This window comes from Oceanobacillus sp. FSL K6-2867 (assembly GCF_037963145.1).
GTDB lineage: Bacteria > Bacillota > Bacilli > Bacillales > Amphibacillaceae > Oceanobacillus.
Window position 1 is genome coordinate 1,734,603 of sequence record NZ_CP150144.1, and the last position, 26,992, is coordinate 1,761,594.

Sequence of the window (26,992 nt, forward strand, 5' to 3'; positions counted from 1 at the left end):
TAACGTAAAAATAGACTTGTATAGCCCCACATCCGATCATGCATTGTACATTATCCCCCTTGTTAAAAATCATTTATTTTAAAACTGCGACCAATAAATATCCTAAGCATCTGGTCCTAACTGTTGAACATGCTTCAAGTATGCTTTCACGTTTTCTGCTTCCTCAAAGGAGTACGTAAAACCAAAATGCTTTGCAACCACTATGGCAACTTCCTCAAATAGCGCTGTCATTGTGAATAAAGCTCGCCACGCATGTTCATACGAACCGCTGGGAAAAGTTTTTAAAAGTCGCGTCCATGTCTCGTCATCAACATAACGCTTTAAATACTTCCCGTTTTTTCCAATGCTAAGTGAAAAATCAGTTTCTATACCCGTCTTCCATTCAAGCATTTTCATTAGCATCGACCGGCAGATATTCATATGATCAAACGCATACAAAATTTCCTCGCGCCACAATCCTTTTGCGACGTATGTGGATACCCACCAAAATTCCTTGCAGCAATCAGCAAATAAGAAAGCAGATGGCTTTTTCACCCAATACCCTTCATCACTCGGCGGGGATAGTATCGGCATGCTATCATCCTTATCTAATAAAACAACTGTTAATCCGTCTTCACGACAATACGCTTCTTTCTCTTCTATCGGCGCAAGTATCAAATCAATCCGATTACCATCTTTAAATAGCATCAAATAAGAAAACCTGCCTTCAAGCGTTGGTGGAAACATGGTCATATTTTCCGGTGTTTGCATCATAATACGGTCCCCAAACACATCTATCCAATTCGGATCGTCTATAAAGGAACCTATATCTGAAACAAGATAAACAATATCGTAATCCTGAAAAAGATCGCTAGGAACATTTCGATTTACTCTTGAACCATTCATAGCTGCTGCCCTAATTCTGCTATCTTCTTTTGCAACGTTTAAAATCAGTTCCATCATTTCTTGTTCAGACCGCATGTGACATACCCTCCATATTCATCTAAAATATTTCTTTTATTATATAAAGAATCAGCTCGGTTCCCCTACTATTTATAAGCTATTATTTTCTGCATTTTTTTTGATAAACTTTACAATTTCACTCCCGAGTTTAAAACCCATCTGTTATAATGTTTCTAATAACATGAAGATAAAGGGGCATATTTCATTGACTACTATAAACGCATTAGATCACGAAGCATTACGTATAATGTATTCCAGCCTAATGGAAGAGTATGATGCTTTTAAAGCAAAAAATTTATCCTTAAATATGGCAAGGGGCAAGCCTAGTCCAGAGCAGCTGGATTTATCCTTGAACCTCCTTAACAAAATAGATTCACTTGATGTTAAAGATTCTATTGATATCCGAAATTACGGTGGGCTCGATGGATTAACAGAAATGAAAGAGTTATTCGCACAGCTCCTTCAGGTTGACACGAATGAAGTGATTGTGGGTGGCAACTCCAGTCTTAGCTTAATGCATGATACAATTTCCAGAGCATTGCTTAAAGGCGTTGTCGGTAGTGATGCTCCCTGGGTCAAAGCACCTAAGGTTAAGTTTTTATGTCCAAGTCCTGGGTATGATAGACATTTTGCCATCTGTGAAATGTATGACATTGAAATGATAACAATTGATATGCTGAGTGATGGTCCAGATATGGATCAGGTGGAAAAACTTGTTCGTAATGATGATACGATAAAAGGTATTTGGTGTGTACCAAAATACAGTAATCCTGAAGGAACAACATACAGTGATGAGGTTGTCGATCGTCTTGCTAACATGGAAACAAAAGCAAAAGACTTTCGTATTTTCTGGGATGATGCCTACACCGTCCATCATCTGACAGATAACCCACCGGTCCTAAAAAATATCCTGAAGGCTTGTAAAGACGCCGGAAACCCAAACCGTGTCTTTATCTTTGCTTCAACATCTAAAGTAACTTTCCCTGGGTCAGGTGTTGCTGTAATGGCTGCAAGTGAAGAAAATATCGGCTTTACCAAAAAACTGCTAGGTGTACAGACGATCGGGGCAGATAAAATAAATCAATTACGCCATGTACGTTTCTTAAAAGATGCAGAGAACGTGAAGCTTCATATGAAAAAACATGCTGAAATTATTAAACCTAAATTTGACCTGGTGTTAAATAAACTGGAATCAGAGCTGGGTAAAGAAGGAATTGCTTCATGGAGCAAGCCTGAAGGCGGCTATTTTATTAGCTTAAATACACTTGATGGCTGTGCTGCAGAGGTAGTGAAACTTGCATCCGATGCTGGGGTTACACTAACAGGTGCTGGGGCAACCTATCCATATGGAAAAGACCCAAGGGATCGAAATATTCGAATCGCACCTACCTTCCCAGGCCTGACAGAACTAGAAGCTGCTATGGACGTATTTTGTCTCTGCGTGAAATTAGCAAGTATTAAAAAACGACTAGGACAGTGAAACCAAAGAAAGCCATCCTTTTAAAAGGATGGCTTTCTTTTTCTATACCTGATTAAAACAAACCGAGCTGCCTTGGAGCAAGCCCCTCGTATTCAATACCTAGCATGGCTTGAAACTCTTTTGCATTGCCAGCTGCATCCCCACCCGAATTATTGTTAAATAAAATAATGATATCTTTTGAACTTTTGGCAAGCTTTCGCACACGTTCTTTCCACTCCAACAACTCGTTCTCGTTGTATTTATATAAATAACGAACATCACGCCAGTTTGTGTCGGCATTTTTCGGCTTTGTCCATCCATGAATGTTCCTGCCGTGCATTCGAATCAATGTCATATTGGGATCAGTAGCTGCTGGAACGATTGGAATGGAGCCATCTCCAGCTTGCGGTTCATCAGCAATAGCGTGAATCCAACCGTGATTCTCCATAAATTCAAGTGTACTCGAGCGATACGGTTCACGAAACCAAGACTGATTTCTAAATTCAAGCGCTATCGGAATATCTCCCATCATTTGCTTACAATATCGTAAGTAGTTCACATTTTCTTTCCTGCAATCAAACCAAGGCGGAAATTGAAATAAGACCATTGCTAGCTTATTGGCTTTCCGATAAGGTTTTAATGAATCGATAAACGCTTGAAACATTTCCGCTCTCGTTTCAAACGGAATATCCGTTCTTTGATGACCTGTCATACCTTGATATGCCTTCACCACAAAGCGAAAGTTTTCCGGTGTTTCACTTACCCATTTGGAAGCATTACTTACAGGCTGCACGGCATAAAAGGACGCATCCACTTCAACTGTCAGAAAATGACTACTATATTCAGCTAATTTATCCTTTGACTTCATTTGAGGCGGGTACAGTGCGTGATGATCTCCCCACCCTGTTAAACCTATGTATATCATTAGGAACAAATCCCTCCTACCAACATGATACCATAACCATAGAATCCAGCTCGATTTTGTAATGCCCAAGTAATCCGAAGATACGACTAAAAGCTTCACATCATTTTTTCAGCACTAATTAGCAAAAACATTGGCCTGCGATTTTCATCAAACATCGCTGGATTTTTTTGTATCATTTCCTCTGTTGCGAAATTCTCTTCCACTGTTTTAATCGTAAACCCCGCATCAACTAGTGTATTTATATAGGTTGCTAGTGTACGATGATACTTTATAACATCTTCAGTCAGAAAAGGTGTATGGCGAATTCCCTCGTGTTGATAATGATCAATCGGCCAATGCAGACGATTTCCCTGCTCATCATACCACCAATCTTGTTCCGCTCTAGCAGTAAAAACAGGATGTTCTACTGAAAAAACAAACTTTCCGCCCGATGTTAAACAATCATGAACCTTTATACAAATTGCTTTAAATGCTCTCACATAATGAAACGCAAGAGAACTAAACACAACATCAAATGAGTCTGCAGCAAAGTGAATATCTTCCATTGGAATCTGTCGGTAAGCGATATGTGGGTCATCCGTTAATTCACGAGCTCTTTGTAGCATTTTTTCTGATATATCAATACCAACTGCGGAATGAGCCTGTTCCATTCTTGCATAGCGACAATGCCAGCCAAAGCCACACCCTAAATCAAGTACACGTTTATTCTTCAATTCTGGGAGCAATTTCTTTAATAATGGCCATTCCCCTGAGCCTTCCAGTCCATTTAGGGAACGTGGCATCTTTTCATATGCTGCAAAAAAGTGAGCATCATCATATTTATTTTGTTTCATAACCTATTCTCCACCCGACTTTCGATACTTATAAATCGAATGTTTCCATATAATTCTCACGTAACGATGCGGCATTATCCAGCCATTCGACCGGCTTTCCTTCTATAATCATTCCTAAAACATCCAGACAACGATGCCATCCAGCAGCAACAGAAGCACTCATAGAAGCATCGTCAAATATGTGTTCAAACAGCAAGCGACAACCATCACCTTCAGTATTCAATTCAATAGAAAGTAAGTCATCGATCTCACGGAAGGCAAAGAAATGAGGTGGATTATATTTTATTATTATTGCTTCGTAAGTCGTTCCTTCACCATCATTGAAGTAAATCTTCCCATCTATTCGCAAGTCCATCTCCCCTGTTGCAAATGGGTACCACTGTGTAAAATATTGGGGCTGCGTTACCATATCCCAAACTTTTTCAACCGAATAAGCATAATCATGTTCAAATCTTAATTTATATCGTTCATCTACTTTATGTAGAGTCCCATATGAATGCATAGCTTTCTCCTCAAATTCAAAATTTATTATAGAGATATAATTATAGATCCAATGGATTTATTCTAGGTTGTACTAATTTCCCAAACGTGACCGTCGGGATCAGCAAAGTATCCTGAATAACCCCATTCATTTGCTATTCCTTGCTTTATAACGTTACCATTAGCTAACGTTGCTCGCCTTAAAATATCGTCTACATCTTGACGACATTCTACAAAAGAACTTAGTATTAACTCATTGGAACTGGGGTTTAGATTAAGTTGACCAGTTGTAGACGCAACCTCCTCACGTGGATAGAGAACTAGCGAAAAATTTTCATCAAAAAAGAAAGCTATATGGTCCTCTCCTTTAGATACTTGATCCTCTGGCAACTGAAGGACCCCCCTATAAAAGGCCGCTGTTTTTTCAAGATGATGAACAGCTAAAGTTATAATATTGATTTTCACTTTTGGCACCCCCGAATCAGACTTATTATCGCTCTTAACAATAAATTTTAACACAAATTTTTCCGACCAACGCACCAAATTATTCAAAGCTAATCTATTACAGATATGACAAGATCATATCTAATAATCTAACCAGTGTTTCTTTACAGACTAAAAATTTTCCTTAGATAAAAAGGAATTGTGGGCATCAATCAAAATGCCACAATTCCTATTATCAAACCTTATAAGTACTTAACTCAATGAAAATTACAATCTTAAGCGTCACAGTTGCTGACTTAAAGCTTAAATCTCCTTACTAATCCATTTAACTCTTCAGCAAGCTGCGCTAATTGCTCAGAGCTTCCTGCCACCTCTTCCATAGAGCTGCTGGTTTGTTGTGTTGAAGCAGAAGTTTGCTCAACACCAGCTGCTGCTTCTTCGGAAATTGAAGCTATTTCTTCAACCGATCCGTTCATCTTCTGGCTATTGACTGCAATATCAGCTAGGTTATCGGACACTAAGTTAATACTATCCACCATCTTAGATACGGAATCACTAATCTCATGGAAGGTTTCCCCGGTAATTTTGATTTGACTTGTCCCCTGTTCAACTTCCGTATATCCATCCTTTAATGATTCTACGACAAGACTTGATTCATTTTGAATGTTGGAAACAATGCCAGTAATATCCGTAACAGAAACAGAAACTTGTTCTGCAAGCTTCCTTACTTCATCGGCTACAACAGCAAATCCTTTACCATGTTCGCCCGCTCTTGCTGCTTCAATCGCTGCATTTAATGCAAGTAGATTTGTTTGGTCAGCGATATCTCGGATTACAGAAACAAGCTGTGATATTTCTTGAGATTGTTCATCTAATCCCTCTACCTTCGTAACCGCACCTTGTACAATTTGATCAATTTTAGCCATTTGCTCGGTGGAAGAGGTCATTAATTCGCTCCCTTTAGATGTCATTCCAAGCACTTCATTTGAATACCGCTGCACACGTCCACCATTATCATGTGCTTCATCTACCTTAACCGCAAATGTACCCATAATCGATGCTAAATCACTAGCGCTGTTTGCCTGTGTCTCTGATCCTGTCGCCAGCTCTTGCATCGTAGTAGCTATCTGCTCGGAACCGGATTTTACTTCGTTCGCTGCCTGTGTTAATTCTTCACTTTGACTTGTAACAGTCTCAGACACTACATTTATTTGCGTGAGTAAATCGCGTGTATTGATAGCCATCTCATTGGTAGCTTTAACTAACTGCCCAACTTCATCTCTAGCATTTGTTCGCAGTACTTCTTGGCTTAAATCTCCATTTGCAATAAGCTTCATTCGCTCCATAACTGTTTTGATTGGTTTTGAAATTATACCCGCTGTAACAAATGCCGCTCCAATACTGAGCACAACGATTAACACAGAAGTAATAACGACAATTGTTTGTGTTTGTTCGCCATTTAAAATAATTTCCTCGCCAAGCTGGTTAATGTCATCTTCAGAGCTTTGTGCCAGCTCCTCATATCCAGCCATGATTTCACGTACAACAGGGGTTAATGCATTCAGATTCTCTGTAGCCAGCTCTGCATCCCCGCTGTCATATACATTAAATACATCCTCATCAATCGCTGTCCGCCATGCAACAGTTTTATCAATTAAATCATCAAACTCTTCCGTAACCCCAACACTTCTGGCTAGATTCTCAAATTTGATGCCCTGCTCCGTATATGCAGCAAAGCGATCTTTAAAATCACTTTCTCCGCTCAGTACGAAGCCGCGAGCAGTAGAAATCCGATTAGCCATTGTTGTTTCCATTCCCATATTTGCAATTAATTTCTGAACCTCATTTTCGATAATATCTGTTGTATTCCTATTTATCTCTTTAACTGCCATGTAATTGTACACACCTAATACAATGACTAGTAAAATAACAAACGAAAATGCAAATATGATTTTATGTTTAATACTCTTGAAGTTTAAAATCTCTTTCATTTTTTTCTCCTTTACCATTTAATAGATTAATAATATAGCTACTTTCCTCAATCTGTACCACAGCTATTAATACCTATATTGTCTATTCAAAGGGACTTCTAACTGAATTAGATTCAGAAAGTCACACAGCCTAAAAGCCCTTCAGACTAAAATTACAACACTTCTCATGCTGAAGATTGAATTTTATTAGAATAGTACCCTCCTTCAAACAATCTTCTTTATGACTCTATTCTTCAGCAAGAGCTCACGTTCGTTGATAACACAACAATTAAAAATGGCTATTCACTATACAGGAATACCCATTTTAAAAATCCATTTATATATCCAATGCTATTGCTTCATCGTTATACTTCGAACTTATAGATATACATTTACCAAGAGGAATAACAGTGCCTATCTTTTATATCGGTCTATCTATCCATTTTTTAAAGAAAAGAGATAAAAAACGCCGCTTTAATCCTATACATTTTTAACCATGCCTACTAAAGGCCTCTCGCATTTACCAGCTGAGCTTTTTAAACTTGCTCTCCATTCGGTTTAAAAACGGATGAGCGTGAGTGAATAATACGTTAGAAAACCAAAATATCAACTAGACGGATACACATTTTCGCTGACCTGCATATACTGCTATGGGCTTCGAGAAAAAAGGAGTGTTGAACAATGAATGAAAAATGGAATCTTAGTGATCCGTATGTTTATCAAGCTTTAACAGGGTTTCAAAATAAATCACTTGCCGTTCAAACGACACACGGCTCTGTACGAGGTATATTGAAGAAGGTGATGCCAGATCATATTGTAATCCATATGGGAGGATCACCATTTTATGTTCGTACAGCTCAAATAATTTGGTTTCAGCAATTAAAGGGAGAATAAGCCAAGCACCCTCCATCATATGATGACAATGGTTATTATCTATGGATGGAGGCGCAAAAACTAATGATGAAACGTGTGAATAAAATCGCCATTGAACTACCCATTCCAGAACATGGCGATATGAATGCTGCAGCAGCTGTTCAGGAATTAATGGGAGGCAAATTCGGCGAAATGTCCACCTTAAACAATTACATGTTCCAATCCTTTAATTTCCGTGGTAAAAAAAAGCTAAAGCCCTTTTATGATTTAATCGCAAGTATTACAGCGGAGGAATTTGGTCATGTTGAACTAGTAGCTAATGCTATTAATCTACTTTCTATTGGCAATACTGTACCTGGCGACCCTGACACCGCCCCACTGCAAAATGGAAAGGATGCACGTTATTCAACGCATTTTACCACCACAGCTCAAACAGCTTATCCAGGTGATGGGATGGGCAGGCCGTGGAATGGATCTTATGTAAATAACAGTGGTACTCTCGTTGAAGATCTTCTTGCCAATTATTTATTGGAAATCGGAGCAAGAAATCATAAAATGCGTGTTTACGAAATGACAACTCATCCAACCGCCTTAGAAATGATTGGTTACCTACTCGTTCGCGGAGGAACGCACGTCATTGCTTATGCAAAAGCAATCGAAGTAGCTACAGGTGTAGAAGTAGGTAAGATGCTGCCTGTTCCAAGTTTGGATAATAATCAGTTTGACTACGCAAGGAAGTTCATGGATCGAGGATTGTTTAATGTGTTGTATACATGGGGAGAACCAGAATATCGGGACATCAACCAAATATGGAAAGGGGCAAACCCTGAGACTGGTGATCCACTGCACGTAATTGATGGAATGCCTGAGGGTGCAGCAGTTCCCGATTTACCAGAGCTTCCAGAGCAATTTGCACCAGGGATTGATCGTGATGACTACCACCGTATTTTAAAACGCTTAAAGAGTAATATGTGATCTTTAAAAAACTTGATTTCCGTCAAATCTTTAGATAAATCTCTGGTTGTACTTATACAGATAGAAAATTTTATACTTTCTTCTACCAAAAATAATATAAACTAGTAGAGTCCTTTTAATCATTAAAAGGAACTCTTTTTAGCGTCATTAGATAAATACACATTGTTAGCTCTAATTATTGTAGACGTTAACAACTAACATTGAGGTTGAACGGTTTTTCGATAAACAACACGCACACCCCAAATCCCGCCAAGGAGCATGGTGAGCATGCTAAATAATAGTTTCCATATAGCCATTTGCAGTAAACCAGTCACGATAAAAGGGATATGTGCTAAAAAGTAGAGAGCGATGAATAGAACGAGAGAAAGAGCAACAACTCTTCGAAGCTTTGGTGCAAAAAACGCGCTGCAAATAATAGCTAAAGCCGTGCTAATCGTGTTCAAGTAAAGGTTATAAGCAATAAAGATAAACGGATCGTTTTCATCATATAGTCCAAATACTGGAGCCAAGCTAAATGAAAGGAATTTATTAAACAACAGGTATGTTACAAAGAAAAGGGGTATAAACAATATCCAGCGAAAGTAATTCGGTAGTTTGTCAATCAGAGACAACATAGCATACACCTCATTTTTCATTCTCTACAACTTCACCTTATCAAAAAGTGCAATAATTGTATAGATGGGATGTAAGGCGAAAAGCAGAAAGCCAGACATTCACGCTTGAGCTAGATGATGCCTTTGTTTTACTTATGCAATAGGGAAGCCGACCAATCGAACTGGTCGGCTTGGTTGTTTAGACAAGAGCTATTTCAGGTAGGGGGACCTCATTTTCACAGCGGCCATACATTAAATACTCATGAAGATTATCATAAGAGATTTCAACCATATTCGTTAACGCCTCATCTGTATAAGAACCAATGTGCGGAGTGACGAGTACTCTTGGATACAAACTAATTAATTCCTCAATCACAGGGTCAGCTAGTTTCTCTCCTGTTAATTTACGGAAGAAGAAGTCTTTTTCCCCTTCAAATACATCCGTACCATATCCACTAAGCTTATTTTCCTTAAGTGCATGTAAAATCGCTGCATGGTCTTGAATTTCTCCTCTAGACGTATTGATTAAAACTGCACCGTCCTTCATTTTATTAATGAAAGCTTCGTTAATAAAGTGATCATTTACACCTTTAAAATGTGGAACATGAGCTGATACCACGTCCGATACTGCTAATACTTCATCCAGCGGAAGATACTCTACAATCCCCCTTGCAGCTTCTGATTCATAGATGTCATAAGCTACAATACGGGCTCCTAATCCTTTAAATAGCTTAGCAGTTGTCAAACCGATTTTTCCTGTTCCTAAAATTCCAATCGTTGACTTTCTAATTTCTTTACTAAACATCATGGCATCTACCGTAAAATCCTTTTGATTTGTTTTTGCTGTTGTATATGGGATATTACGTAAAAGGTTAATCCCAAGGTTTAATGCAAGCTCTGAAATCGCATTTGGTGAATAAGCGGGAACACGAGCTACCTTTAATTCCAATTCAGCCGCTGCTTCAAGGTCAATGTGATTATAGCCAACTGTCCTTGTTAAAATATAACGAATACCATACCCCGCTAATTTCGTAAGGTTTGTCCGATCTGCTTTACAGTTACCGCGAATCATTACTGCATCTGCACCTATACATTGCTCCACATTCTCATCATTCATCAGTTCTGAAATAAGTGTTAAATCAAAGTTATATTTATTTAAGGAATTGAAAAATTCTACCTCTACGTCCCTTACACCGAAACATACTAATTGAATTGTCATTTTCATTACCTGCCTTTTGGTTATATTTTTGTTCATCCAATTCTTTTTGAACAGCCTCTATTAAGAAAAGATACTAAATCCCTTCATCAATTCAACAACTACTACCCATAGTGGCATTGCTACAACTCCCAAAATTGTTGACAGCAAGGAACAATTTGATGTTAAGAGCGCTTCTTTATCAAAGCTAATCGCAAATGCTGCAGCAACTGTTGCAGTAGGTGTTGCCATCATAATTACTGCAGTTGCCATCGCAACATGGTTGACTGGGAATATCCCCAACATACTTCCAGCTGTAATTAACGCTAAGATGAATGCCGGGACTAAGATAACTTTTACAGCACTATACTGCAAAGACGGTTTATCACGGAATGCATCTTTTAATGGAATTTCTGCAAGCTGTGCTCCAATCGCAATCCATGCAAGTGGAGAACAAAGCTTAGCAAGATAGTTCAATGTTTCAAACAACCATGGTGCTGTAACATCGATACGCAAGAATGCGGCAGAGACAGCTATTCCTTCAGCATTTGTTGCTTGCATCTGTGGAAGATAACCTTGGAACATCCATACAGCAAGACCTAGAAAGGTTGCAATGATAATTGGATTCATTAACATAGTTTTAATATTATCCTTTGTAAACTTCAGACCAGACATTTTAATATATCCATATGAGTACAAGAACACGCGATATGAAATGTTAAAAATAGATGCGTACATAATCCCTTCAGCACCATACATCACACCAACAATCGGAATACCGAAAAACGTTGTAGAACCGAAAATTGTTAGGACATGCAATACTTTGTTTTTATCTCCTGTAAAATTCATAAAGAAGAATTTACCCATAATAATTAACACAATATAGATGATAAAACCCCAAATTAATAAGTTAATTCCTTGTGTTAAGCTTTCTGTATCGATATCCTGCATAAAAGCTGTATATGCAAGCGCAGGGATTGATACACTCAATAGAAGCACACTCAGCATCTTAGATGTTTGTTTACTGATAATATCCTTTTTACGTAAATAGAATCCGAGCAATATAATCAAAACTGCAGAACTTACAGCACTAATTACCTTTGGGTTTGTAATTGTACTAGCAAAAACCTCTGCAAAATTCATAGCCGTTTCCTCCCTAATCTCAATTTAGACATGTTATATTGTGAATAATTTCACATGATATAACAAAAATAAAATGCTTTTACTTAATCCTTTATTTCAGAAAAACCGATAATAGCTAGGTTATTATCCAATGATCGCTAATTCCTATTATCATACTATACTTCCTTTGGGCCCGTTTTATTTGTGAATCATTTCACAATTTAATAATACAATATGCAATATCATTTAACAACCCTCTTTAAGATTTATTTATGTCTATTTTTTGACATGCACTAAATCTACTCCATTCACCAACTGAAGCCCCATCATAAAAAACACGCAGGTTTTAATAAATGAATAACGAACTTATTTAGTAGACAAGAAATCAATAGTAGTTTTTAGGAGGTGGGATAAAATGCTGAATAAAGAAAATACCGTTTTTGTATTAGTAGATGTACAGGGAAAGCTCTCTAACATTGTCTATGATAGTAAGAGCTTAATTAACAATTTAAAGATCCTCATACAGGGTCTCAACATACTTCATGTTCCTATCGTATGGCTGGAACAGTATCCTAGGGGGTTAGGAGAAACAAACGAAGCATTAACAAAACTTTTGCCAGATATTAAACCGATTCATAAAATCACTTTTGACGCATGTAAAAACCAGAGATTTTTGGATGCATTAGCTGCTGCGAAACGAAAGAAGGTTTTAATAGCTGGCATTGAAACACATATTTGCGTCTATCAGACAGCATTAGGAATACAATCGCTAGGCTATGAGGTGCAGGTTATAGCAGACGCTGTATCCTCGCGAACAAAGATGAATAAAGAAATTGGTCTTCACAAAATGTTTGCATCAGGAATTCTGCCATCAAGTGTGGAAATGGCATTATATGAATTAATGGAAACGGCTGGAAGCAGTGAATTTAAACGTATTTTGGAATTGCTTAAATAAGAAAACCAAGGAATACCAGCTTTCAATAATGAAAGCTGGTATTTTTAACAAGGTAATTTCTATAACAAATAACAAAACAATAACGATGAAAAAAATGCCAAACCCGTAATAGTTAATTTTCTGCCTTATCATCGAGGAATAGAATTGCCGCCATAAGGAACCGAATAAATGATTTCGCTATCTGTTTCGGTGTACATTACTCCAATTGATTTAGACTTGCTTTTCCTTCATTGACAGGAAAGATCACATACTCTCTGCCAATTGCAATGTCGTAATGCATGTATGATCGTTTTCATAGGAAGAAATCTCTGACTTCACTTCTTTTCCATCATTAGTAATCGTAATTTGATACGTTTTATCCCGAGGGAGCCACAAATCAATAAAGCCATTTGATTGGGACTTCATGGTTTCATCTACCATCACATTACCTTCTTGATCTTCAATGTAGACATCAAACGCTTCATGAACCATTTCCCCCTGACATCCTGTCAAACTATGGGTAGCACAAGGATGTGTTTCATTAATATATGGAGCGATAGAAACAAAGAACTCATCTTTCGGTAAATCATAATTTTGCTGACTTCCATCCTGATCAATCACAATAAGTTCCTTTGATGTAATAGAAGCAGACTGGTTTTCTATTTTACCGATACTGTAATCATGCACCAATTCTTTAATGTCTGCTGTTTCAGCTTCTTCTTTTTGCTCCACATCACCAACTTTCACAGCGAAAAAATATCCTGCTGCAAATACCAACCCAATAAATGCGACCACAATGATTTTTATTTTCATACTAAATAAAAACCTACCTCTCGTATGTTTTTGATTCAGCCCTCTTGCATATTCGCCAATTCAAAACTGAACATTATTCTACCATAAAACCATTACATTTGGACTCCGGTTTCATATGTTCACGATTTGTTCACATGCTTCCTGGAGACTATCCATATTGTCAGCTTTTGTTTAATGATTCGATAATCTCCTGCAAGCTCATATCCGCCATAGAAGTTAACTTTAAATGGTAATTTTCAAATGGCAAGGAAGCTGTAACAGGATTCGGAATAACAACCGTGGGAATTTTTGCTTCCAGCGCAGCAATCAACCCATTTAGTGAGTCTTCAAAAACAATTGCTTCATGAGGCTTCAGTTTTAATATCTCTAATGTTTTCAAAAACAGATCCGGAGCCGGCTTAATATGTTCCACCATATCCTGGGTTATAAAATAGTCAAAATAGGAAGCCAAATTTAAGTTATTTAAATGAGCTGTTACCCACTTATTTGTTGAGCTTGTTGCTAAAGCAATTGTCAATCCTTTTTTACGAGCATCCTCAAGGTACTCTTCTACACCTTCCCTCGCCTTTGCCTCTTTAATTAGCCGTGTATGTAGTTCTCCAGTTTGCTTACGAAGCATATTCACATCTAAATGATTTCCCAACTTCTTTTCCAGAAACGAATATAGTGCTGTATCACTCGAGCCAACACACTTCACAAATACGTCAAGTGGTAATTCGAATTGGTACTGTTCTTTTAACACTTCCTTATACGCGTTAAACCATGCCGTCTCTGTATCCAAAATCAGCCCATCAAAGTCAAAAATAACTGCTTTAATCATTATATTAATCCCCCTGTGTAATTCCCCTTATTTCGTCGCTATTTCGCGATTCAACCTCCGTTCCATCAAATTCCAAGCCTCGTGACAGCTAGGCTCTGTAATAAAAGGCTCAAATCCAAAGTTTAAATACATATTTACAGCCTGATAACTCGTTGTTTGCGATGTAAGATAAGCTCTTTCATGATGTCGCGCTAAAACTTTCATAGCCTCACTCAATAAAGGCTTGGAGAGCTTCTTCCCTTGATATTCGGGAATAACACCGACCCAATGGATTCTGCCTAGTATCTCGCCATCTCCTTTTAAATCTCCATACCATGCGGTTGTTGTTGCGATTGCCTCTCCATTGCTATTCTCCACAAATAGACAGCGCTCTTCCATTTCATCTATGTGCGGACCAAATTCTTTCGCGAAATGTGCAAGGGCAGCTTTTTCAGTTTTAAATTCGTCCACACTCGCTTCAATTCTAGCCCAGTTATGTTCATCACCTTTTTTAAACTTTCGAATTTGATACCCATCTGGAAGCGAAAACTCTGGAATATTCAATAGATCTTTTCTTTTCATCTTCAGCCGAATTCTTTTCACTTTTATCATCCCTTGTTTTATTTGTCTCTATATTGACTTATATTATAATCATTAATCGATACTTTTCAACTCGTCTACTAAACACTTCATTGTATTTACTCGTTCTTGTTCTTCCTGCTCATCATACAATATTTGTTCGATAAACTCCCAAATATCCTCCAGCTTTCTTTTTTCTTGATAAAATCGTAATGCAGCAGGGTTAATTGAAAAGTTCAGATGCTTTCTTCGATAAATCGCAAGAAATTCATTGAAATAGGTTTTATTTACAACAAACATCAAATCCGCTTCAACTGGTGCTAATTTCAATCCTTCCCAATCGATTAACATTAAGTAATCAGATTGCATCAAATTCCAATAGTGTAAATCGGTATGGCACAGACTCATTTTCAGGTCAGCTTCTTTTAATTGCTTTGCAAGCTGATCGACATGTAAGATCATTTCCAATAATGGTTTTACATAGGGCGTAATTAGTTGCCGTACGTCAATCGAGAAACTATTAGCTGCATGCAGCGTATCCTGTAACTTCTCTAAAAACGCTACATTAAAATCCTCTTTGATTGCTTCTGTTTTAATAGGGTTATCCTCGCCATATAAATGAAGCTCTGAAATAATTTGTGAAAACTGTTTGATCTGGTTATCTGTTAAATCCTGATTACCAATTGTCTTTCCATTAATATAGTCGTAAAGCATGTAAATGTTATTGTCATCTTCACATGTATACTCCTTTTGCCTGGTTAGAATTGGTACAGTGAGATGGTGCTTTAAATTACTATGCTCCTTTAACCACACCAGTATAGGTGTGTATTGGTCTATAAGTGCTGTTAATTTTGGGGTAGATGCTCTTTTCCTTTCGTATATTTTTAAAAAGTAGCTGCTCTTTCCATCATCTATCTTATAGGCAAGCGATGCCCAGCCGCCTTGCTGAATCGATTTATTAGTGACTTTAATACCATACTGTACACATAATATATGATTAATGTTATCCATACTGACGCCCTTTCTGTAATGTTTAAATTAACTTCATTACTACAATTATCAAATAAGGATACTTCACATCACTATCGATAAATGCCCAAGAATCAGAATAGGCATTTGCATACCAATATAGAGGAGTTCAAAGAACAATGTCAAAGACTTATGCGAATTAATAAAGAAGAAATGAGGGTTTATGAATGAAGAATCAAATGCAAGAATCCTTTGAAACGCAGGATTCTCTCACAACACAGGAGTATCCTCACATGCAAGCACAATGTCAATATTGGAATGAAGAGCTTTATCGACGGCCATTCCACGGAGGGTTCGGAGGCTTTCACGGTGGTTTTGGCCATCCATTTGTTGGCGGATTCGGTGTGCCGTTCCTCGGGGGATTGGCTGGGGGATTGTTAGCTAGTACATTTTATAATCCATATGGGTATGGTTTTTATCCACCATATTACCCGCCATATTATGGGAATTTTTATTATTAAAAATTAAACATAGCATGTTCGTTGCTTCAAAAATCATTTTCATGGTTTAAAGCTGATTAATATCGTAGACCATATGTCCTTACTATGATTACTAAGCGTTCTCGTATCGTTATTTTCTATTAAGAAAATGTAAAGTTTGTTAAGGTTTAATAAAACACATTGTACTGGAACTGGAGCTATGTTACTTTATAGATATCGAAATCCAATATCGAACTTCGATATTGGATATTCTTTTAGGTAGGAGTGAGTAAAAGTTGGAAGATAAAATACTGCGAAAGCTCTTTTTAGGATTTATCCAAATACATATTTTGCATCACGCAAAGGAACATCCAATTTATGGGGCTTGGATGCACGAAGAGCTGCAATCACATGGCTACGAAATTAGTGCGGGTACCTTATATCCAATTCTTCACAGTATGGAATCAGATGGACTTTTAATGAGAGAAAACCGAAATGTAGAAGGAAAAATAAGAAAGTATTATACAGCTACTGGCAAGGGGGAAGAAATTCTTGTTCAAGCCCGGGCTAAGGCCTATGAATTATTTAAAGAGATAAAAGATTAGGAGGCTAGTTCAAATATGAATCATAAACTTAAAACATGGTTAGAGATTTTAATAGTTTCTACCAGACTTGGATTAACGTCATTTGGTGGACCCATTGCACATTTAGGTTACTTTCATGAAGAGTATATTCGAAGGCGGAAATGGATGGATGAAAAAAGCTACGCTGATTTAGTTGCACTCTGCCAGTTTTTGCCTGGTCCTGCCAGCAGTCAGGTGGGAATAGGAATTGGGGTCATGCGCGGTGGAGTGATTGGCGGAATTATTTCATTCCTTGGTTTCACATTACCATCCGTAATAGCACTTATTATTTTTGCTTCTCTTCTTCATACGTTTGGAATAGAAGATGCTGGATGGATCAATGGCCTTAAAATTGTTGCTGTTGTCGTTGTTGCCCACGCAGTTCTAGGTATGTCCCAAAATTTAACGCCTGATTTAAAAAGAAAAACAATAGCTCTATTTACACTCGTTATTACACTGTTATGGCAGACAGCCTTCACTCAAATTGGTGCAATTATTCTAGCAGGATTTGTCGGTTTTCTGCTTTTCAGACAGCAAACCAACAAGGAAGAACAAACAATTCGCCATTTCCATATCTCAGCCCGATTCGGATATATTTGCTTAACGCTCTTTTTTGGCTTACTCATCCTGCTTCCTATATTACGCAATCTTACATCGATACAATGGATTGCTTTGTTCGATAGTTTTTATCGCTCTGGCTCTCTCGTTTTTGGCGGGGGACATGTTGTATTACCTTTATTAGAACAAGAATTTGTTCCTACGGGATGGTTAAGTGAACAGGAATTTCTTGCAGGTTATGGAGCAGCACAGGCAGTTCCTGGACCATTATTTACGTTTGCTGCATATATTGGTGCAGTAATAAATGGCTGGCAAGGCGGTTTGTTTGCTGCATTTGCAATCTTTTTACCGGCATTCCTTCTTATACTAGGTACATTGCCTTTTTGGGATGCGCTACGACGCAACCCGAAAATTAAAGCTGCATTAATAGGGATAAATGCTTCTGTTGTAGGGATTTTAATCGCTGCACTTTACAACCCGATTTGGACAAGCTCTATCCATGCTCCAGCAGACTTTGCTCTCGCAGCAATATTATTCAGTATGCTTGTTTACTGGAGACTTCCACCATGGGTAATTGTACTATCCGGTGCGATAGGCGGATTGTTCATAGCGTATCTTTAAAACTTCTTTAATCGATAGTAAAGGCTATTCCAAGCGGAGGTTGGAATAGCCCTTTTCTTGGTTTCACATAATATTAATAAGATAATGAACAGGGGTATTCAAGACTCATTTACATTTCTGCTATTACTTTTTAGCTAACGATAAATAAAGAACTAACATTAAAATCAAACCCATTCCGATAACTTGCCAAAACCCAAATGGAATATTTAGCCATATGACGCTGCTGACTACTGCAGTTAACGGCTCGACAGTACCCAGTAATGTTGTCTCTTTTGCTTCCAGATACTCCAAACTCTTAATAAACATCCAAAAGGCAAGCGTTGTACCAAATATAATCGTAAAGCCTAACACCCCGATAGTTGCAGCCGACCAATCCTGCATTTCAACTTTCCAAATAGGATGAATGACATTCATACAGATCCCAGCAATAATCATAGCCCATCCAACAACTGTTACAGATGAGTAAAATCGGAGCAAATTGCGCGCATAAAGTGTATAGAATGCAAGTGAAATACCCGAGATAACTCCCCAAATGACAGCAATACTTGAAACTGATAACCCCTTAAACGAACCATTTGTTAACAAAAGCAGTGTCCCAATTATCGTTAACAGAATTGCAATCACATCTGATGTTTGCATTCTTTGTTGACCTCTAAAAATCACCCAGATAATAATATAAATAGGTGCTAAATACTGTAATAAGGTAGCTACAGCAGCGTTGCCTTCTGCAATGGAGGCCATATAAGAATACTGAACTAATAACATTCCAAACAAACTAAAGATAATTAGCGATAGACTTTTTTTGGGATCTTTCCATACCGCAAATACAGTTTCTCTACCTGATAGCAGCAATTGCATTCCCAATAGTAATATCCCGCTAAGTACGAGTCTGGTTGAAACATACCAATTCACATTGATATGAGCTGTTTCAAATAAGTAATGTGCTGCTGTTCCACCAATCCCCCAAAAACTCGCTCCTAATAGAACATAAATAATTCCCACTATACGATTGTTTGTATTTTTCATAATATCACCTATAATATTAAGATATGATTACTATACCTTAGTAAACCCAATAATTATATACAAATAGAGTCAAAAAATATATAAATATTGAGGTGATACGATGAAAAAAAGAGATATTATCCTAAATTCAATGAATGAAGAAATCATTCCATATACAGAACCAGATTGGTTACATTCCATAGAATGCACAAACATTTCAAAGACGCTCTTAGGTTATATCCCTTTACATTGGCATGAGGAATTACAATTTGTCGCTGTAATAAAAGGCACAGTAGAACTTCATATTTTGGGGGAAAAAATAAACCTTAAGGAAGGTTCCGGATTTTTTATCAATTCTGGGGTTATCCATGAAATCCAAGCAAAAACATTAAATGCTACATATATTTGCTGGAATATCGGGATTACATTATTCGATAAACACATCCAAACTAAATACATCCTTCCTTTAATACAGGAGGGCAACACACCGTATGTCATTTTTAACCCTTCAAAAGAAAGGCATAGCCGCATTATACAGGCTATCTTAACCAGCTATAAATGTTATATTAACAAAGAAAAATCATTTGAATTGATCATAACCATTCAATATCTGATCTGTATAAAAGAATTGCTGCATGAGATTGTACTTGAATCATCCAATCGTTATCCGATTTACGACCAACGGGTAAAAAATATTCTGGAATATATTCATACACACTATAGAACACAAATTAAATTAGAAACACTTGCTGAAATAGCCTATTTAAGCAAATCTGAAACAAACAGACTATTTAAGAAACACATTGGCAGAACCCCTTTTACGTATATACTTGATTATCGATTAGAGCGCAGCATTGACCTTCTAATTGGAACTAGAAGCACAATTACTGAGATTGCAATAGAATGTGGATTTTCTAGTGTTAGTTACTTTATTGATAAATTCAAAAAATCATTTCACGTCACACCTAAAAAATATAGAGATGAAAAAGGGCTAAGAAACCGTTAGATTCTTAACCCTTCTTTTAATTGGATCGAAGCAGACTCTGCATTACCTTTGATCAAATGTTTGTTTAACTATCTAATTAGATTCCATCTGTAAAGGTAAACAATATATTTCTTTCTAACACGGCTGAGATTCCTCATTCGTATCACTGTAAAAATATGGAATATCTATTTATCGAGGTTTCTTACCTCGATCGGTATTAAAGCTTTATCTAATTGATCACGATACTGCTCGTATTGGGCAGGCAGCTTCAGCTCTGTTCCCATTGTTTCGTAAGACTCATCATGAGCAAAGCCTGGTGGGTCTGTTGCAATTTCAAACAGAATTTCGCCATGTTCTTTAAAGTAAATGGCATTAAAATAGTTTCTGTCTCTTACTGCTGTAACGCCATAACCATTGTTAGCTACATGCTGCTGCCAGTCCAAATGATCTTCATCGTCTTTTGCCCGCCATGCTATATGGTGAACTGTTCCAACTCCTATTTGTCCTCTTCCAAGTGGTGTTTGTTTCACATCAATTATATTGCCGATTTCGCCATAAGATTTGAAACGGATTAAGTCATCTTCCTCACCGATCTTTTCGAATCCCATTACATTTTGCAATGTTTCTCCAGTCTTTTCTGGATCAGCTGATAACAGTATTGCTCCGCCAAACCCTTTAATAGCTGCTTCTGATGTAACACTACCATGTGTCCAATTGTTAGGTTCTCCGTTTTCTCTCTCTACAAGTTCCAGCTGCAAACCATGTGGATCGGCAAATTCCAAATATGTTTCTCCGAATCGGTGTGCTACTCGGTGCTCGATATTGAATTTCGCTAATCTATTTTCCCAGAAGTTCATGGAACCGATTGGAATAATATACGTGGTTACGCCAACTTGTCCACTGCCAATCTTTCCTTGATAAGCGTTAGCCCAGGGAAAGAAGGTAATGATCGTACCTGGTTTCCCTCCATCATCACCAAAATAAAGATGATATGTGCCCGGATCATCGAAGTTAATTGTTTTTTTAACTAGTCTTAATCCTAATACACCTGCATAAAAGTCGGTGTTTTCCTGCGGGTGTCCTACAATCGCTGTAATGTGGTGAATACCTGCTGTCTTCTTCATTAAATCCTCCCCTTCACATTAATATTTCTTTGGTCTTTAAACTACATATTATTGTTTAAAATTTAAGTTTCATTTTAACTCTATTTTAATTAATTTAATTTTAATTAATTTATATTTAATTAAATATATTATCACATGATGATCCCACTATGTCAACGGTTTATTTTTAATTAAGTATAATAAGTTTTTTTATATTTGTTTTTCACGAAAATCAAAGTGGTGATAGGAATAGTAAATATAGTGTGGAATTATACAAAAGTGACCACGGTCATCAGCTCTGGTCTAACAGAGTCACTCAAAATACTAATCAACTCTATTTGAAGAATCGATCGGCAAAATGGATGGTTCTGATTAGTGTTTACTCAATGAATGCTATAAAAGCTACTGCAACATAATTGCGGCTCCCATGTTATATACATAGGAGCCTTTCTTAAATTAAAATGGAAATTTTCGATATTCATTTTGTACAGAAATCCATTTTAGTTTTGTAAATTCATCAACTACCCACGGATTTCCAAATCTCCCTAAACCACTTTGTTTATTTCCGCCAAATGGAATATTGGATGCATCATTAACAGTTTGGTCATTAACATGTGTCATCCCACTGTCAATCTTCAATCCATATGCCTCACCCTTTTTGATATCCGATGTGAATATAGAAGAGGTCAGACCGTAAATCGTATCATTCGCTATATCAATCGCATGATTGTCAGTTTTAGCTTTAATGATGGAAACTATTGGTGAGAATAATTCCGTTTGAGCAATTTCATCTGCGTTATCGACATCAACAAACACATATGGTGTTAGCACGTTTCCTTCATGTTTACCTTCTAAACCTAGCTTGACACCATCTTTTTTTGCCTTTTCAATCGTTTCAAGCACTTTTTTTATTTGATTTTCATTAATAAGCGGGCCAATAACCGTGTCTGGATTTGTTTGATCCCCGTACGGTAATTTCGCAGCTTGTTCTATGAATTTATTTGTAAATGCTTCATATAAATCTTCGTGAACAATAATCCGGTTTATGGACATGCAAATTTGCCCCTGGTGCATAAACTTCCCGAAGATAGCTGCTTCCACTGCCTTATCAACGTCCGCATCCTGCAGAACAATAAATGGGTTATTTCCACCCAGCTCTAATGCGACACGCTTGAGATTTTCCCCAGCAACTCTACCTATATGCTTGCCAAATCCAGTCGAACCAGTAAAAGCTATTAATTGTATAACCGGGTTTTCCAGCATTTCATCGCCGATTTCATCTGGAGTTGTAAGGATTGATTGGAATACTCCATTAGGCAATCCTGCATAATCAAATGCTCTTGCAATAATAGAGCCACCTGTCAATCCAACCTGTAAATCCGCTTTATGAACAACTGTATTTCCCAGTGCAATTGCTGGTGCAATCGATCTCATCGATAAATTCATTGGAAAGTTAAACGGCGAGATAGATGAAATCACACCGAGTGGCTGACGATAAACTTTATTTACTTTCCCCTCAATTGTCGAAGGAAGTTCTATTACTTTATCAATGGATTCCATGTAATTAAATGTTTCTTTCAATACCTCAATAGTAAGATTTAACTCTAATTCTGCTTTGAGCAGTGTACCACCAGTTTCTCTACTAATAATTGTTATAATCTGCTCTGAATTATTCTGCAAAAACTCCGCAGCTTTTCGGAATACTGCCTTTTTATCGCTCACAGAAGAATGTGCCCATTCATTTTGTTTAGCCTCTGCGACCTCAAATGAATGCTTTAATTGTTCTAACGATGCCAATTTAACAGAGGTTATTACGGAATTATCATAAGGATTAACAATATTTTCTTTAGTCCCTGCAGCTCCTTCTACCCACTTTCCATCAATATAATTTCTATTATAATTCTCTATAATGTTTTCCACTCGTACACACCTCTCTAGAATGACTTCTAATATACTTCTTTCCCCATCTAAGTAAAAATATTCTTAAACACGGGTCTGCTTAAACTTACAATGAAGGGAAAATTAAAAGGCACGAGTCGAATGTATATATCGAGCTCATGCCTCTATGAAATAGCTTTATTGATTTCCCCTTTTAACCCACTCCGCAACTGTCACCGTACGTTTTGCCTGATGTTTCACAGCACCCTTCACATCTTCAATCATTTTGCCTTCTTGATCGACTGTTACGCTTGTTCCGTATGGATTTCCACCTGCACCATAAATAACAGGATCTGTGTAACCAGGAGTTGCAATAATGGCGCCCCAGTGCATCATAGAAGTATACAATGATAAAATAGTGGCTTCTTGCCCACCATGCGGATTTTGCGCGGAAGTCATTGCACTCACTACTTTATTCATCGTTTTTCCATGAGCCCATAAACCACCTTGAATATCCAGGAATTGCTTCATTTGAGATGGCATATTCCCAAATCGCGTCGGAACACTGAAGATGATAGCATCTGCCCATTCAATATCCTCGGACGCTGCAACCGGAACGTCTTTTGTTGCTTCTACAGTTGCTTTCCATCCTTCATTTCCTTCAATTACTGATTCAGGGGCTAATTCTTGTACTTTTAATATCCTTACTTCAGCACCTGCTGCTTGTGCTCCTTCTTCTGCCCATTTTGCTAATTGATAGTTTGTACCACCCATACTATAAAAAACAACTGCTAATTTAACATTTGACATATTTTCTATTCTCCTTTGTTTTTGCAATTAGCTTGTCTACAAACTCTCATTTTTATTCCTCCTCTCTAATGGCTCTTACCAGACTTTTAAAAAGTATTATTTCTTTCAAAACCGCTGAAAATCATCTAAAGTTACATTATAAATGATAACTTTAGATACTAAACGGAGGTTATAACATGGAAATTGGTGTGACAACATTTGTTGAAACAACTCCAGATACAAATACAGGTAACGTAATTAGCCATGCGGAGCGAATTCGTGAGGTGGTTGAGGAGATTGTTTTAGCGGATCAGGTTGGTTTAGATGTGTTCGGCGTCGGAGAGCATCACCGTAAAGATTATGCTGGCTCTGCACCAGCAGTAATACTGGCAGCAGCTGCATCTCAGACAAATCGCATTCGACTTACAAGCGCAGTAACTGTTCTTTCATCAGACGATCCAGTTCGGGTATTTGAGGAATTTTCTACGGTTGATGCTATTTCTAATGGACGTGCAGAAATTATGGCTGGCCGCGGTTCTTTTATTGAGTCTTTCCCGTTGTTCGGCTATGATTTAAATGATTACAATGAATTATTCGACGAAAAATTAGATTTACTTTTACAAATTCAATCTTCAGAGTTTGTAAATTGGAATGGAAAACATCGTCCTTCTATCGAAAATCGTGGTATTTATCCACGCCCAGTTCAGGACCCATTACCAGTTTGGATAGCGAGTGGAGGTACACCAGAATCCGTCGTACGTGCCGGCTTGCTTGGTCTTCCATTAGTTCTTGCGATTATTGGCGGCAGTCCATTACAGTTCGCACCACTTGTTAAGCTCTATCAAAGAGCTGCCAAAGAAAGCGGCCATGATCCATCTAAGCTGACGGTCGCTTCTCATTCACATGGGTTTGTTGCTGAAACAACAGATATCGCAGCGGACAAATTCTTCCCATCAACTGCTCAATCAATGAATATACTTGGGAAAGAGCGAGGATGGGGACCATACACACGGAATACATTCGATCAAGCCCGAAGCCTAGAAGGAGCTTTATATGTAGGCGATGCGAAAACCGTTGCCGAAAAAATTATCTTCCTGCGTAAAAATGTAGGCATTACAAGGTTTATGCTTCATGTTCCAGTTGGCTCCATGCCACATGCAGACGTCATGAAGGCAATTGAATTATTGGGAACTGAGGTTGCACCTCTTGTACGTGATGAAATATCGAATTGGGAAGCATCCGAACAGGCATAATCAATACCTTCTCATAAAAAACAGGCATTTCCACATTTGGAAGTACCTGTTTTCCTTTTTATATCGCAACCTATTCAGACCAAGGCGAATGCAAAATACATTGACAGAAGTTTTTATTTTTATATTCCGGTCTAAAATATTGAACAACATCTTCTTTCATATTACCAAACGTTGTCTCTGGCTTATGCTTAAAGCCTTCATAAAACGCTGGGATAATCTCTTGTTTGAAATTATTTCGCGGAAAAGCTTGGATAATTTCCTCTCGCAAATCTTTAGGGAATGTCTCAAAACCATCTCCCATTACATCTAAACCAACGCCATGAAAGAGTAATGCAACTTCAGACTCTTTATGTTCTGCAACCCCTGGTGTTGTATGCAACGCAATTGCATCCCATACAAGTTGGGTCGCCCCATCGGGAATTTGATACTGCTGCAGAAAGCTTCTTGCTGCATTTGCACCATCTACCTCAAATCGCAAATCTGGACTACTATACTGTTTCGTTAATCCTAAATCATGAAACAATGCACTAACATACAATAGCTCCAAGTCATACTTCTGCTTGGCGTTTACACCATTGACTGCACCAAATAAAAACACACGATTGGAATGATTCCACAATAAGTCATTGCCATACTCTCGTAGAATATCTGCTGCATCCTTTGCCAATTTAGAATCTGGAATTTTAATACCTGCTACTTCCTGTATCATCATTAAAAACCCCCTTTACAATTTGAAAGCTCACTCCTATATGAACTATCTCTATTGTATGTAAGATTTCTCCACTTTCCTATACTATCATTTCTATGATAATGATAGATGAAATCTATTATAAGGATTTTTGTAAAGAAGCTATAGCAGCCTTTTCTGTATGGAAACGCAGCTTTTCAATTTCCTCAACTAATAATTGTATAAATTTACGTGTTGCATAATCAACAAAGCAATTCTTTTTCATCACTAGATATACCGTTCTTTCCAACGTAGGATTTTCAATCGGTTGAAGATACAAATCCTCGGTATCATAAAATTCATATAATGTACGCGAAACAACACTGTTTCCTACTCCATTTCGGACGAGCTTCAAAATAGATTCAACACTAGAAGTTTCGACTATAGGTTCTAATTGTCTCCCAAACGACCGACTTGTTTTTTCTAGTATTTTTCTACATTGATGGATTGGCGGAAATAATATAAGTGGTTTATCTAAAACATTAGAGAATGGCAGAGCTTCCTCGCCTTCATTCCCTTGATTACTAATCAAGTAAAATTCATCATCGTATAATTTCGTTGCCTGCAGCATATTATTGTGCTCTAAAGTAAAACCAATACCAAAATCAGCTTGGTTTTCTAAAACGGCTGTTTCCACTTGATCTGTCGTTTGAACAACGACTTTAATGTTGGGATACAATTGAGTGAATTTGACACACAATGTTGATACTAAATCCGTAATCTCCCCCGGCAATACAGCAATTTTCAGCTCTCCATATTCCATATTCGCAAATGCATTAATTTGAGTTGATATGCTTTGTAAAGAATGTTGTATCGTTAATGCTTCTTGTCGAACAATTTCTCCAACTTTCGTAAGCTCAATCCTTTTACTAATACGATTAAAAAGCGCATGTCCAATCTCTTGTTCTAGCATCTTAATCTGGTGACTCAATGTCGCCTGTGAGATACCCAGTTTTTCGGCAGCTCTTGTAAAATGCATTTCTTTGCTAACCATTAAGAAATATTCTAAATGTCGTAATTCGATATGATTTCACCCTTTCTGACCAAAGAATTAAGAAATATTCGA

Annotated in this window: 28 protein-coding genes; 9 read left to right on the top strand and 19 right to left on the bottom strand. The window is 37.5% G+C overall.

Going from position 1 to position 26,992, the window contains the following annotated elements; genetic code table 11:
- Positions 1-102 precede the first annotated feature (102 nt).
- The gene (locus NSQ77_RS08580; protein ID WP_339230324.1) at positions 103-960 is read right to left on the bottom strand and encodes an aminoglycoside 6-adenylyltransferase; all 858 of its coding nucleotides are present in this window, start codon (positions 958-960) and stop codon (positions 103-105) included.
- 187 nt (positions 961-1,147) lie between these two features.
- On the opposite strand from NSQ77_RS08580, the gene NSQ77_RS08585 reads away from it, so the two are divergent.
- Positions 1,148-2,422, top strand: a complete 1,275-nt coding sequence (locus NSQ77_RS08585; protein ID WP_339230326.1) for an aminotransferase class I/II-fold pyridoxal phosphate-dependent enzyme — start codon at positions 1,148-1,150, stop codon at positions 2,420-2,422.
- Between the two features lie 52 nt (positions 2,423-2,474).
- Here NSQ77_RS08585 and NSQ77_RS08590 read toward each other — a convergent pair whose 3' ends face one another.
- From NSQ77_RS08590 to NSQ77_RS08610, 5 genes are all read right to left on the bottom strand, one after another.
- Positions 2,475-3,326, bottom strand: coding sequence for a DUF72 domain-containing protein (locus tag NSQ77_RS08590; RefSeq protein WP_339230328.1), 852 nt, complete (start codon positions 3,324-3,326; stop codon positions 2,475-2,477).
- Between the two features lie 95 nt (positions 3,327-3,421).
- The gene (locus NSQ77_RS08595; protein ID WP_339230330.1) at positions 3,422-4,159 is read right to left on the bottom strand and encodes a class I SAM-dependent methyltransferase; all 738 of its coding nucleotides are present in this window, start codon (positions 4,157-4,159) and stop codon (positions 3,422-3,424) included.
- A gap of 28 nt (positions 4,160-4,187) precedes the next feature.
- Positions 4,188-4,661 carry an SRPBCC family protein gene (locus tag NSQ77_RS08600; protein ID WP_339230332.1) on the bottom strand — a complete coding sequence of 158 codons (474 nt, stop codon included), beginning with the start codon at positions 4,659-4,661 and terminating at the stop codon, positions 4,188-4,190.
- 62 nt (positions 4,662-4,723) lie between these two features.
- Complete coding sequence (locus NSQ77_RS08605) at positions 4,724-5,104, bottom strand: VOC family protein (RefSeq protein WP_339230334.1); 381 nt, start codon at positions 5,102-5,104, stop codon at positions 4,724-4,726.
- 275 nt (positions 5,105-5,379) lie between these two features.
- Positions 5,380-7,074, bottom strand: a complete 1,695-nt coding sequence (locus NSQ77_RS08610) for a methyl-accepting chemotaxis protein (RefSeq protein ID WP_339230335.1) — start codon at positions 7,072-7,074, stop codon at positions 5,380-5,382.
- A gap of 660 nt (positions 7,075-7,734) precedes the next feature.
- On the opposite strand from NSQ77_RS08610, the gene NSQ77_RS08615 reads away from it, so the two are divergent.
- Positions 7,735-7,947 carry a YuzF family protein gene (locus tag NSQ77_RS08615; RefSeq protein WP_251661565.1) on the top strand — a complete coding sequence of 71 codons (213 nt, stop codon included), beginning with the start codon at positions 7,735-7,737 and terminating at the stop codon, positions 7,945-7,947.
- 63 nt (positions 7,948-8,010) lie between these two features.
- Positions 8,011-8,901, top strand: a complete 891-nt coding sequence (locus NSQ77_RS08620) for a manganese catalase family protein (RefSeq protein WP_148617402.1) — start codon at positions 8,011-8,013, stop codon at positions 8,899-8,901.
- 194 nt (positions 8,902-9,095) lie between these two features.
- Here NSQ77_RS08620 and NSQ77_RS08625 read toward each other — a convergent pair whose 3' ends face one another.
- The 3 genes from NSQ77_RS08625 to NSQ77_RS08635 all read right to left on the bottom strand — a co-directional run bounded on the left by NSQ77_RS08625 (position 9,096) and on the right by NSQ77_RS08635 (position 11,832).
- On the bottom strand, positions 9,096-9,536 hold the full coding sequence (locus tag NSQ77_RS08625) for a hypothetical protein (protein WP_339230339.1): 441 nt from the start codon (positions 9,534-9,536) through the stop codon (positions 9,096-9,098).
- Positions 9,537-9,693: 157 nt separating this feature from the next.
- The gene (locus NSQ77_RS08630) at positions 9,694-10,713 is read right to left on the bottom strand and encodes a 2-hydroxyacid dehydrogenase (RefSeq protein WP_339230340.1); all 1,020 of its coding nucleotides are present in this window, start codon (positions 10,711-10,713) and stop codon (positions 9,694-9,696) included.
- 60 nt (positions 10,714-10,773) lie between these two features.
- Positions 10,774-11,832 carry an AEC family transporter gene (locus tag NSQ77_RS08635; RefSeq protein WP_339230342.1) on the bottom strand — a complete coding sequence of 353 codons (1,059 nt, stop codon included), beginning with the start codon at positions 11,830-11,832 and terminating at the stop codon, positions 10,774-10,776.
- A gap of 394 nt (positions 11,833-12,226) precedes the next feature.
- Between NSQ77_RS08635 and NSQ77_RS08640 the strand changes: the two genes are divergently transcribed.
- Entirely contained in the window at positions 12,227-12,766 is a 540-nt protein-coding gene (locus NSQ77_RS08640) for a hydrolase (protein WP_339230344.1), read from the top strand.
- A 243-nt stretch (positions 12,767-13,009) separates the two neighbouring features.
- Here NSQ77_RS08640 and NSQ77_RS08645 read toward each other — a convergent pair whose 3' ends face one another.
- The 4 genes from NSQ77_RS08645 to NSQ77_RS08660 all read right to left on the bottom strand — a co-directional run bounded on the left by NSQ77_RS08645 (position 13,010) and on the right by NSQ77_RS08660 (position 15,947).
- On the bottom strand, positions 13,010-13,558 hold the full coding sequence (locus tag NSQ77_RS08645) for a CueP family metal-binding protein (RefSeq protein WP_339230346.1): 549 nt from the start codon (positions 13,556-13,558) through the stop codon (positions 13,010-13,012).
- Positions 13,559-13,718: 160 nt separating this feature from the next.
- Positions 13,719-14,378: an HAD family hydrolase gene (locus NSQ77_RS08650; protein ID WP_339230347.1), complete on the bottom strand. Its 660-nt coding sequence runs from the start codon at positions 14,376-14,378 to the stop codon at positions 13,719-13,721.
- A 27-nt stretch (positions 14,379-14,405) separates the two neighbouring features.
- Entirely contained in the window at positions 14,406-14,960 is a 555-nt protein-coding gene (locus NSQ77_RS08655; RefSeq protein ID WP_339230349.1) for a GNAT family N-acetyltransferase, read from the bottom strand.
- A gap of 51 nt (positions 14,961-15,011) precedes the next feature.
- The gene (locus NSQ77_RS08660; RefSeq protein ID WP_339230351.1) at positions 15,012-15,947 is read right to left on the bottom strand and encodes an aminoglycoside phosphotransferase family protein; all 936 of its coding nucleotides are present in this window, start codon (positions 15,945-15,947) and stop codon (positions 15,012-15,014) included.
- Between the two features lie 251 nt (positions 15,948-16,198).
- Between NSQ77_RS08660 and NSQ77_RS08665 the strand changes: the two genes are divergently transcribed.
- The 3 genes from NSQ77_RS08665 to NSQ77_RS08675 all read left to right on the top strand — a co-directional run bounded on the left by NSQ77_RS08665 (position 16,199) and on the right by NSQ77_RS08675 (position 18,186).
- Positions 16,199-16,426 carry a hypothetical protein gene (locus NSQ77_RS08665; RefSeq protein WP_339230965.1) on the top strand — a complete coding sequence of 76 codons (228 nt, stop codon included), beginning with the start codon at positions 16,199-16,201 and terminating at the stop codon, positions 16,424-16,426.
- Between the two features lie 254 nt (positions 16,427-16,680).
- Entirely contained in the window at positions 16,681-16,989 is a 309-nt protein-coding gene (locus NSQ77_RS08670; RefSeq protein WP_339230352.1) for a PadR family transcriptional regulator, read from the top strand.
- 15 nt (positions 16,990-17,004) lie between these two features.
- On the top strand, positions 17,005-18,186 hold the full coding sequence (locus NSQ77_RS08675; protein WP_339230354.1) for a chromate transporter: 1,182 nt from the start codon (positions 17,005-17,007) through the stop codon (positions 18,184-18,186).
- Positions 18,187-18,309: 123 nt separating this feature from the next.
- Here the strand turns inward: NSQ77_RS08675 and NSQ77_RS08680 are convergent, their stop codons facing one another.
- On the bottom strand, positions 18,310-19,212 hold the full coding sequence (locus tag NSQ77_RS08680; protein WP_339230355.1) for a DMT family transporter: 903 nt from the start codon (positions 19,210-19,212) through the stop codon (positions 18,310-18,312).
- 100 nt (positions 19,213-19,312) lie between these two features.
- Here NSQ77_RS08680 and NSQ77_RS08685 point away from each other — a divergent pair, with 100 nt between their 5' ends.
- Entirely contained in the window at positions 19,313-20,197 is an 885-nt protein-coding gene (locus NSQ77_RS08685) for an AraC family transcriptional regulator (RefSeq protein WP_339230357.1), read from the top strand.
- Between the two features lie 164 nt (positions 20,198-20,361).
- On the opposite strand, the gene NSQ77_RS08690 is transcribed toward NSQ77_RS08685, so the two are convergent.
- From NSQ77_RS08690 to wrbA, 3 genes are all read right to left on the bottom strand, one after another.
- Positions 20,362-21,300, bottom strand: coding sequence for a ring-cleaving dioxygenase (locus NSQ77_RS08690; RefSeq protein WP_339230358.1), 939 nt, complete (start codon positions 21,298-21,300; stop codon positions 20,362-20,364).
- 435 nt (positions 21,301-21,735) lie between these two features.
- Positions 21,736-23,199 (bottom strand): aldehyde dehydrogenase family protein, encoded by a 1,464-nt coding sequence (locus tag NSQ77_RS08695; protein WP_339230359.1) that lies wholly within the window; start codon positions 23,197-23,199, stop codon positions 21,736-21,738.
- Positions 23,200-23,355: 156 nt separating this feature from the next.
- Positions 23,356-23,967, bottom strand: coding sequence for an NAD(P)H:quinone oxidoreductase (gene wrbA, locus NSQ77_RS08700; protein ID WP_339230361.1), 612 nt, complete (start codon positions 23,965-23,967; stop codon positions 23,356-23,358).
- Between the two features lie 176 nt (positions 23,968-24,143).
- Between wrbA and NSQ77_RS08705 the strand changes: the two genes are divergently transcribed.
- Positions 24,144-25,199, top strand: coding sequence for an LLM class flavin-dependent oxidoreductase (locus tag NSQ77_RS08705; RefSeq protein WP_339230363.1), 1,056 nt, complete (start codon positions 24,144-24,146; stop codon positions 25,197-25,199).
- A 70-nt stretch (positions 25,200-25,269) separates the two neighbouring features.
- Here NSQ77_RS08705 and NSQ77_RS08710 read toward each other — a convergent pair whose 3' ends face one another.
- A complete protein-coding gene (locus NSQ77_RS08710) occupies positions 25,270-25,908 on the bottom strand; it encodes an HD domain-containing protein (protein WP_339230365.1) in 639 nt (212 codons plus the stop codon).
- Positions 25,909-26,026: 118 nt separating this feature from the next.
- Positions 26,027-26,950 (bottom strand): LysR family transcriptional regulator, encoded by a 924-nt coding sequence (locus NSQ77_RS08715; RefSeq protein ID WP_339230967.1) that lies wholly within the window; start codon positions 26,948-26,950, stop codon positions 26,027-26,029.
- Positions 26,951-26,992 lie beyond the last annotated feature (42 nt).